Annotated in this window: 2 protein-coding genes; both read left to right on the top strand. The window is 40.9% G+C overall.

Translation table 11 applies throughout. The features are described 5' to 3' along the window. Positions 1-265 precede the first annotated feature (265 nt). Positions 266-796 carry a transposase gene (locus P0M11_RS13290; RefSeq protein ID WP_275626096.1) on the top strand — a complete coding sequence of 177 codons (531 nt, stop codon included), beginning with the start codon at positions 266-268 and terminating at the stop codon, positions 794-796. Further along, positions 793-1,269, top strand: a complete 477-nt coding sequence (locus P0M11_RS13285) for an IS110 family transposase (protein WP_275626095.1) — start codon at positions 793-795, stop codon at positions 1,267-1,269. Before P0M11_RS13290 ends, P0M11_RS13285 begins: the two co-directional genes overlap by 4 nt. The last annotated feature ends 42 nt before the right edge of the window (positions 1,270-1,311 follow it).

The raw sequence follows: 1,311 nt of genomic DNA, 5'->3' as shown, positions 1-1,311 counted from the left end.
GTTTTTTATTGAATTTTCAGACCTTGCCGCTGAAATCTGAGGTTGCGCAACGGTTACCAATCTTTACTTTGTAATCAGAAAAACGGATAACTTTAGAATAGCAAAACAGAGGTGAACCAGGGTTACCCATAAATTAGTGATTTATCTAACATATCAGTCCTCTGTTTTGCTTTAAGGTTGAATAAGATTAAGATAGAATAGTAGATTAGAACTAATAAAGATTTTAAATCATTCAACCACTTTTGTGTAACCTAATATCAAAGTTATGAAAAATTTTAAATTTTATCTGGGGATAGACGTTTCCAAGCTCAGTTTGGATTATTGTCTGCTGGACGAACAGTGCACAATTGTTGAGAAAGGCAAAATAAGCAATCTTTCGGAAGCGTTAAAAAAGCTCTTTTCCCACATTAATGCACAGTATGTGAAGGATTGTCCGATTCTGACAGTGTTTGAAAATACCGGGATTTATTCCAATTCCTTAGCTCGCTTTTTACACGAAAACGGATGGCATTATGCGGAAGTATCCGCATTGGAAATCAAGCGTTCCAAAGGTCTTTCCCGAGGCAAGAGCGACCGTGTTGATGCCAGGCAGATTGCACTGTATGGCTTGAGAAACCGTGATAAAACTGTGCTTAGTTCAGGTCCGGAAACACTCCACCAGCAATTAAAAATTCTAATACGGAACGCGAAAAAATACTTTCTGCCATCAACAGCTTTTCCCGGACTTCGGAGGCGGAGGATTTTCTGGGACGCGAGGTGTACAGGGTGGTCAAAGCCATCAACAGGCAGACCATGAGCGCTCTGAAGAAGCAGCTGGCCGCTCTGGATGAAAAGATTGGTCAGCTGATCCGCAGTGATGAAGATTTAAAGCATAAACAGGAACTTTTAAAAAGCATTCCCGGTATTGGCGAAATCGGATCGATTTATTTCTTGCTCGTAACGAAAGGATTTACCCGTTTCAAAAACTGGAGAAAATTCGCATGTTATTGTGGGATTGCTCCCTTTGAGTACAGTTCGGGTACCAGCATTCGGGGGCGGAACCGCGTCAATCCTTTGGCCGACAAAAAGATGAAGTCGCTGCTGCATCTGCTTTCGCTTACCTCCATCCGTCACGATGAGGAACTCAAGCTGTACTATAACCGCAAGAAAGAAGAGGGCAAACATAGCCTTTTGGCACTGAACAATGTGAAATGTAAATTGGTAAGCAGAATATTTGCGGTTATCAAAAGAGATACGCCTTACGTGAAAACCCACCAATACTACTCCTGAAAAAAATCGAAATTATGTTTGTTTTTTGACATAGAATATGTT

It is taken from the genome of Kaistella sp. PBT33-4 (assembly GCF_029194425.1).
Classification (GTDB): Bacteria; Bacteroidota; Bacteroidia; order Flavobacteriales; family Weeksellaceae; genus Marnyiella.
This window is presented reverse-complemented; position numbering and strand designations above follow the sequence as displayed.